This is a genomic window from Leifsonia poae (genome assembly GCF_027921845.1).
In the GTDB taxonomy this organism is placed as follows: Bacteria; Actinomycetota; Actinomycetes; order Actinomycetales; family Microbacteriaceae; genus Leifsonia; species Leifsonia poae.
Map to the genome: position 1 here is coordinate 185,281 of NZ_BSEN01000012.1, position 6,719 is coordinate 191,999.

The window sequence follows — 6,719 nt, forward strand, 5'->3', positions numbered from 1 at the left end:
CTTTCTTGTCTCGCCTGCTCACGATCCGCTCCCAGCGCTCTCGGGGGCGGTGTCGTGACGCGCGGCGTTCTGAAGAGTGGCTCCGCCGATCGCCTGGAAGACGCCGACGACGACCGCCCAGGCGCCGAACAGGCCGATGGCCAGCACGACGTCGGACGGGATGAGGAGGAACACGATCGCGAGCACTGCTGTGAGCGATCCGGTCACCAGCCAGTCGCGTGCAGCCGGGTCTTTGGCGCGGTTGCGCAGTCCGGCGTAGAGCTCGAGGAAGCCGGTGAGCGCTGCCCACACGCTGACCAGGAAGAGGTAGAGGCCCAGTCCGCTGGTCATGAGCGTGAGCGCGAGGATGCCCGAGAGCACCCCGATCGCGCCCTGCACCAGGAAGAGCGTGCGGGTGACGGGGTCTGTGACCGTGCGCAGACTCAGCAGCGCGACCGCGAACCCTTCGATCAGGGCGAACACGCCGAAGACGATCAGGCCGAACTCGGCCGTGTGGGCGTCGCGGGTGAAGGTGATCACCGCGGCCGCGATCAGAGCGACGACGGCCCTGACGACGGGGACGACCCAGTACCGTCTGGATTTCTGGGCAGGAACAGCGGGTGCCACGAGGCGACCTCTCTCATACGGGATTCCCTCCCAGTTTAGTAGCGCCATTGCTGCGCGTTTGCCGCGTGGAGGACCGCGCCATCACTATGCTCGGCCCTGTCGGCGACCGGCCGGCCGACCCACGAGGAGATTCGATGCGCATCGGATTCGGCATCGTCCGCGTCGTCATGGCCGTGCTCACCATCGTCGCCATCGTGGCCCAGTTCGTGCACAGCGCGAACTTCACCAGGGCCGACGGCGGCGATGTGGGGTTCTTCGCTGTCAACTTCTTCAGCTTCTTCACCATCGAGTCGAATGTCGGCTACGTCGTCGTGCTGCTCATCGGCGCGTGGTTCATGTTCACCCGGTCGGGCGCCGATCCGGAGTGGTTCAGCATCCTGCGCGCGGTGATCACGACCTACATGGTGACGACCGGGATCGTCTACAACCTGCTGCTGCGGAACATCCCGCTCCCGCAAGGGCGGACGCTCGAGTGGTCCAACGAGATCCTGCACGTGGTGGGACCGATCTACCTGCTGCTCGACTGGCTCTTCGCGCCAGGGCGCACGCAGCTGCGCACGAACGTGCTGTGGTGGATCGCGAGCTTCCCGATCGTCTGGGCGCTCTATACGCTCATCCGGGGCCCGCTCGCGATCGACAAGCTCACCGGAAGACCCTGGTACCCGTACCCGTTCATGAACCCGGCGACGTCGGCGAACGGCTACCTCTCGGTCTCGTTCTATGTGCTGCTCATCGCTGCGGTCATCCTGTGCGTCGGGTTCGTGATCCTGTGGATCTCGAGACGCTGGCCCGGGCGATCCGCGGTCGCTGCGGTCGAAACCGCCTGAGACCTCAGACCGGACGGACGGCGGGGGAGTCGGTCTTCGACCAGACGATGGTCGCGGTCACCGCTGACAGGGCGAGCAGGAACGCGCCGGTCGGCGTGATGGTGTCCGCGATGCGGTGCTGAGCGAAGAGGCCCGACACGATTCCCGCGAAGAGGCCGGCGATCGAGACGATGGCGTAGGCGTACGACACGACGCGCGTGACCCCGGTCGCCAGCAGGCCGCGTAGCAGCAGGGCCGCCGCGGCGATGAGCCAGGTCGCCGCCACAGGGAAGACCAGGGCGAACCCGAGTTGGTCGCGCAGGAGCAGCCCGGGCGCGAGATAGAGCGGCACCGTCGCGATGAGGAGCACGAGGCCGAGCCCGCAGAAAGTCAGCAGGCGTGAGCGGTCCGTGCGCATCCCCTGGATCGGCGCGATCAGCGACGGCCAGGTCAGCGCCCCCGCGAACGCCACCACGGCCAGCGCGACGGCGCCGACACCCTGGAGCAGAGCGAGAAGTGTGACGTCCATACCTCTATTCCACACCGCGCGGCCGGTGCTCGCGTCGTGCGCTCGGCCGACCCGCGTCATCCTCCGGAGGTATTCTCGGCCGGCCCGACGACGACGTCTGCGAGGTAGGCGACCGCGAGGCGCTCGGCTTCGGAGCGGCGCGCGACAGCATCGCCGAGGTCTCCCATCCACTCCCGATAGAGGTCGACGCAGGCGAGCAGCGCCTCGGCTGCCGCCGCTGCATCGTATGCACCGACGGTCGGCTGAAGCGCCCGCGCATCGTCGGGCGCGACCGCCTCGAGGCGGCGGACGCCCCGTGGACGCTGCCCGGCGCGCAGGGCGGCCAGCGGACCGAGGACGAGCGAACGCAGGTCGGCGAGCACGCTCAGCACCTCGAAGAGCTCCCCGCGTCCCAGCTTGGTGGCGCCGTAGTGCACCCAGACCCAGAACCGGTCCTCCATCCACTGGAGGTCGGTGGGCGGCGTTTCGAGCGGATGCGTGGCCAGTTCGCGGGCGAGGGTGCCGTCTCGATCCGCGATGATCAGGGGATCGTCGATCCGCTTCGCGAAGTCGGAGAGCTGCACGAACTTCGCATCGAGGTGCACGAGCGGCGGACCGACGAGGCTCACGATCAGCCGGGGCTCTCCGACGTGTTCGCCCGTGAACCCGGTCACCAACGGCGTCCAGTCGGCGAGCAGGTCGAGGCGCTCGGCCATCACCCGCTCGAAGGCGTCGTCGGCGACGACGACGATCAGGTCGACATCCGAGTACTCGTCGGCGCGTCCGGCCGCGATCGATCCCGCGAGCGCGACGCCGATCACGCGTGCATCAGCCTCGATGCGGGGGAGGGCGGCGTCGATCACGTCGCGCTGCAGGCGGGGAAGGCCCATCACGAGACGAGGATGCGCGGCTGTGGGTCCGTGGGATGCGACCGTTTCATCCGTCTATTCAACGCCGTTGCCGGGTGCTCCGCATCATTTACGCCGATGACCATCCGGATGCGGAACGAATCAGCCGGCGTGCCCCTCTGGACGAAGCGCGAGGCCGCGATGTCGAGGAGTTCCGCGTCCGATACCAGCGGAGGGATCGAGAGGTCGTCCGGGAGCTCGATCGTCGCCGTCAGGCGGATGTCCTGCGACGAAGCGCCGATCTCGAACTCGCCGCCCTCCCGGCGGTCAACCAGATCGACTCACGTCAGGACTCTGTCCTGCATTTCAGCCAATGGGTTGTCCGCGTTGTCTGCAAGAAGAGGGACGGCTCACCAGCTCACATTGGCTTGAGCTGTTGCGCGAACATCACCAGGATCCCGCTCGGCCCCCGGAGGTAGGTGAGCTTGTAGAAGTCCTCGTAGGTGGCCACACCCCGAAGCGGGCGATAGCCATACTTGGCTGCGACGGCGAGGGATTCATCGATGTCGTCGACGTTGAAGGCGACCCGGTGCATCCCGATGTCGTTCGGGAGAGTCGGCTCGGTCTCGTTGGCATCAGGATTGATGTATTCGAAGAACTCGATCCGGCCGTTGCCGTCCGGCGTTTGCAGCACCGCGATCTTGGCGTGGTTTCCGTCGAGGCCGACTGCCGTGTCGGCCCATTCGCCGCTGACCGTGTCGCGGCCGAGGACGGCGAGGCCGAGGTCGGTGAAGAAGGAGATTGCTTCATCGATGTCGCGGACGGCGATGCCGACGTTGTCGAGCTTGATGGTCATCAGTGCTTCACCTCGTAACGGAGCAGAACGACGTTGTTGTCGAAGCCGGTCGCCTCGATCAGGCAGAGATCCTGACGGTCGTGCAAGAAGCGGTGACCGGTGCCGCGCGTTGTCGGGCAGATAAGGAGCCGCACCTCGTCGATAAGTCCCGCGTCGAAGAGCGATTGCATGAGAGACAGACTGCCCCATAGCCAGAGGTGCTTGCCGTCCTGCTGTTTCAGGTCGCGGATCGTCGCCTCGGGTTCCGAAGTCACCGTTCCGGCTGGAAAGTCACCCCAAGGAGCCTCGTCGAGGGTGCTGGAGGCGACGACCTTAGTGAGCTCGTTGAGCTTGCGGCCGTACTCGCCCTGGTCGGTGGCAGTGGCCCATCCGGTCGACTGCCGATACGTGTTGGCCCCCAGGATCATGGTGTCCACCGAGTTGATCAGGTCCATGGAGCTGTCCCGAAACGGAGTGCTCTTGCTGTCGTCGAAGGGTTCGCCGGAGACGAAGCCCAGGCCTCCGTCGTCTTCGGCGACGATGTTGTCGAGAGTGACCCACTGTTGGGCGATCAGTTTTCGCATTGGTATGTGCCTTTCTGTGATGGTGGGAAGCAGATGTAAGCAGGCAGGCGACCGTCTGAGGTTCAGCGATCAAGGGCGAGAGGGCCGGCGGAGAAGAGAAAGACTGCTGCCGTCAGCCCTTCGATGCTGCGCCGGACGGGTGGGCGGCTGAGGACGCGGCCGCCCACCGCGGCGACAGCACCGAGGCGCAGGTACCAGACCAGCGCCTCAGCGGCGTGGACAGAATCCGTGTCCATGTTCATGTCGTGGATCCTCTCAGTGCGATGCGTAGACGGGCCGGACAAGGGGCACAGATGCTGCAGCCCGACGAAGGCCAGGAATCAGCGCGAGTGAGACCGCGACCGAGGTGAGGCTCAGCAATCCGATCGCCAGCCCGGTCGAGACGAACTCGGCAAGAGCGCCAGCAAGTGCAGCAGCTAGACCCTGAAACGCGACTCGCGCCGACGACTCGGCTCCCAGGAGTTGGCCGGTGAGCTCTCGCGGCGTAAGCGCGACGAGCAGCTCCTGCTGTCCCAGCGACGCTGCATACCCAATCGACCCGATCGCGACCATCACCGCTGCGACCGCGACTGACGGGTTACACAGGAAGACGAGGAACGGAACGGGCAACAGCAGGCGCAACCACTCGGCTACGATCCGCCGGGAATGGCCTGTCAGTATCCTGCCCATGAGGATGTCGCCCGCCAGCATCCCCGCGGCGCCCGCCATGAAGAAGAGCGCCGCCGACGACGGCGAGTACGAGACGAACAACGCCTCGCAACCGGCCACAAGACCGTTCGGCACGCAGAGCGCGAGCAGGAGCCACCTGGTGGAGTGCCGTGACAGGAGAAGCCCGTTGGCCGCCCAGGTCACCCCGAGTCCAGGACGACCAGCACGACGCGATGGGTGCTTCCCGATCCCGAACCAGCTGACCAGCGCGCCCGCCAAGGACGTCACCACAGCGAACCAGAAGATCGGCGCGGGCGAGAGCCACGCAACCAGCAGGCCACCGAGAGCGAATCCGACCACTTGCATCACACCAACCGAAACGTTCATCGCTGAACGGGCGAGCGCGTAGCCGTCTGCGGACACGACGTCGGCGAGGAGCCCCCAACGGGCGCCGCTGGCAAGCGAGAGCGCGAATGATGCGCAGACCACGATGGCCAACCGGCCCACCGGCGCAAGGTCCAGGGCAGCCTGCGCAGCGAAAGCCGCAGCGATCGCCCCCGCCGTCGTCGCAAGAAGAATCCGCGGTTGCACAGTGTCAGCTGCCGACATCAGCGAGCTCGCCCCGAACAACTGAGCGAGTGACGGCCCGAAAACGACCAGCGCAGTCAGCAGGGCCGAGCCGGTCTGGGCATGCACGAGAAGTCCGAGCGCGAGACCCGCCATCGAGGTCGACACCGTGCCGAGCGCGCTCCCGAACCACAAGGCGCGGAACTCACGATTACGGAACAACCGGCTGTAGCCCGGTGCCGCTGCATCGCTCGATCTGGACATACCTCGATGCTCGCCGAACCGCTCGCATCGATCAAGGCAACGATTTTGACAGATCTATCGGTATGGTCGATGAATGGAGATCAACCAACTCCGCGTCATCGACGCCGTCGCCCGCACCGGCTCCATCACCGCTGCCGCAGAGGAACTCCACTACGCCCAGGCGTCGGTCAGCCACCATCTGGGGCGACTGCAGGAGCATATCGGCTCGGCGCTGACCACTCGCCGAGGCCGAGGCATCGTCCTCACTCCCGAAGGCGAACTGCTCGCCGCACGCGCCCGCGAGATCCTCCGGCGCCTCGACGAGACAGAGACCGAAGTCACCGCCCTCAGCCGACAGCTGCGTAGCCGGTTGCGCATCGCCGCGTTCCAGTCCGCGCTTCTCGAGCTCGTCCCGCCGGCTCTGCAGCAACTCCGGGCCGCGTACCCGGACATCGCCCTGGAGCTGCGGGAGAGCCACCCCATCGATGCGCTCGAACTGGTGCGCCAGAACGAAGTGGATGTGGCTCTCATGCACCGCCCGGATGACGCCTCGGTCGGTGACGAGTTCACCGCGGTCAAGCTCTACGAAGACCCCGTCTACCTGCTGAGCATGACACCGAACGATACCGTCGCCAACCACCGCGACTCGAGTTGGATCGCCGGCTGCGACCGCTGCCAGGCCGGCATCGAAGCCGTGTGCCTCGGCGAAGGCTTCCAACCGCGGATCTCGCTCCGCACAGAGGACATCAACATCCAGGCCTCCTTCGTCGCCGCGGGCCTGGGCGTCATCACCATGCCTGGGACCGCCCTCCGCTCGATCGACATGCGGCAACTCTCGGCCAGTCCGCTGCCGAACCAGCGACGCCGCGTGTGGGCTGTCACCAGACCCTCAGTGGGCCCCGGGATCACGCACGACTTCATCCAAGCCGTCGCAAAGGTCAGTCCACCCGTATCCGGACGCTGACTGGATCTAGGGTCCTCTATTCTTCGACGAGATGGGCGAGGTTCTCGAGTTCGTTCGTCCGGCCGGCGACAAGTCGCTCGGTCCAGACCTCATCATGCAGTGCCTCCATG

General features: G+C 66.2%; 9 protein-coding genes. 2 read left to right on the plus strand and 7 right to left on the minus strand.

The window, feature by feature from the left end; all coding sequences use genetic code 11:
- Positions 1-18: 18 nt before the first annotated feature.
- A complete protein-coding gene (locus tag PKE84_RS12950) occupies positions 19-606 on the minus strand; it encodes a DUF308 domain-containing protein (protein ID WP_271177663.1) in 588 nt (195 codons plus the stop codon).
- A 134-nt stretch (positions 607-740) separates the two neighbouring features.
- Between PKE84_RS12950 and PKE84_RS12955 the strand changes: the two genes are divergently transcribed.
- Positions 741-1,433: a Pr6Pr family membrane protein gene (locus PKE84_RS12955; RefSeq protein WP_271177664.1), complete on the plus strand. Its 693-nt coding sequence runs from the start codon at positions 741-743 to the stop codon at positions 1,431-1,433.
- A 4-nt stretch (positions 1,434-1,437) separates the two neighbouring features.
- Here PKE84_RS12955 and PKE84_RS12960 read toward each other — a convergent pair whose 3' ends face one another.
- The 6 genes from PKE84_RS12960 to PKE84_RS12985 form a co-directional block, all read right to left on the minus strand.
- Positions 1,438-1,941, minus strand: a complete 504-nt coding sequence (locus PKE84_RS12960; RefSeq protein ID WP_271177665.1) for a hypothetical protein — start codon at positions 1,939-1,941, stop codon at positions 1,438-1,440.
- Between the two features lie 56 nt (positions 1,942-1,997).
- The gene (locus PKE84_RS12965) at positions 1,998-2,810 is read right to left on the minus strand and encodes a nucleotidyltransferase domain-containing protein (protein WP_271177682.1); all 813 of its coding nucleotides are present in this window, start codon (positions 2,808-2,810) and stop codon (positions 1,998-2,000) included.
- A gap of 376 nt (positions 2,811-3,186) precedes the next feature.
- Entirely contained in the window at positions 3,187-3,624 is a 438-nt protein-coding gene (locus PKE84_RS12970) for a VOC family protein (RefSeq protein ID WP_271177666.1), read from the minus strand.
- Positions 3,624-4,187 (minus strand): dihydrofolate reductase family protein, encoded by a 564-nt coding sequence (locus PKE84_RS12975; protein WP_271177667.1) that lies wholly within the window; start codon positions 4,185-4,187, stop codon positions 3,624-3,626. Before PKE84_RS12975 ends, PKE84_RS12970 begins: the two co-directional genes overlap by 1 nt.
- A gap of 62 nt (positions 4,188-4,249) precedes the next feature.
- Positions 4,250-4,429: a hypothetical protein gene (locus PKE84_RS12980; RefSeq protein ID WP_271177668.1), complete on the minus strand. Its 180-nt coding sequence runs from the start codon at positions 4,427-4,429 to the stop codon at positions 4,250-4,252.
- A 13-nt stretch (positions 4,430-4,442) separates the two neighbouring features.
- Positions 4,443-5,666, minus strand: coding sequence for an MFS transporter (locus PKE84_RS12985; RefSeq protein WP_271177669.1), 1,224 nt, complete (start codon positions 5,664-5,666; stop codon positions 4,443-4,445).
- A 73-nt stretch (positions 5,667-5,739) separates the two neighbouring features.
- On the opposite strand from PKE84_RS12985, the gene PKE84_RS12990 reads away from it, so the two are divergent.
- Positions 5,740-6,609 (plus strand): LysR family transcriptional regulator, encoded by an 870-nt coding sequence (locus PKE84_RS12990; RefSeq protein WP_271177670.1) that lies wholly within the window; start codon positions 5,740-5,742, stop codon positions 6,607-6,609.
- The last annotated feature ends 110 nt before the right edge of the window (positions 6,610-6,719 follow it).

Excerpts from the sequence above, each read along its gene's own strand:
- PKE84_RS12985 (WP_271177669.1), bottom strand. The coding sequence starts at position 5,666 with ATGTCCAGATCGAGCGATGCAGCGGCACCGGGCTACAGCCGGTTGTTC.
- PKE84_RS12990 (WP_271177670.1), top strand. The coding sequence starts at position 5,740 with ATGGAGATCAACCAACTCCGCGTCATCGACGCCGTCGCCCGCACCGGC.
- PKE84_RS12970 (WP_271177666.1), bottom strand. The coding sequence starts at position 3,624 with ATGACCATCAAGCTCGACAACGTCGGCATCGCCGTCCGCGACATCGAT.
- PKE84_RS12975 (WP_271177667.1), bottom strand. The coding sequence starts at position 4,187 with ATGCGAAAACTGATCGCCCAACAGTGGGTCACTCTCGACAACATCGTC.
- PKE84_RS12960 (WP_271177665.1), bottom strand. The coding sequence starts at position 1,941 with ATGGACGTCACACTTCTCGCTCTGCTCCAGGGTGTCGGCGCCGTCGCG.
- PKE84_RS12965 (WP_271177682.1), bottom strand. The coding sequence starts at position 2,810 with ATGGGCCTTCCCCGCCTGCAGCGCGACGTGATCGACGCCGCCCTCCCC.
- PKE84_RS12980 (WP_271177668.1), bottom strand. The coding sequence starts at position 4,429 with ATGAACATGGACACGGATTCTGTCCACGCCGCTGAGGCGCTGGTCTGG.
- PKE84_RS12955 (WP_271177664.1), top strand. The coding sequence starts at position 741 with ATGCGCATCGGATTCGGCATCGTCCGCGTCGTCATGGCCGTGCTCACC.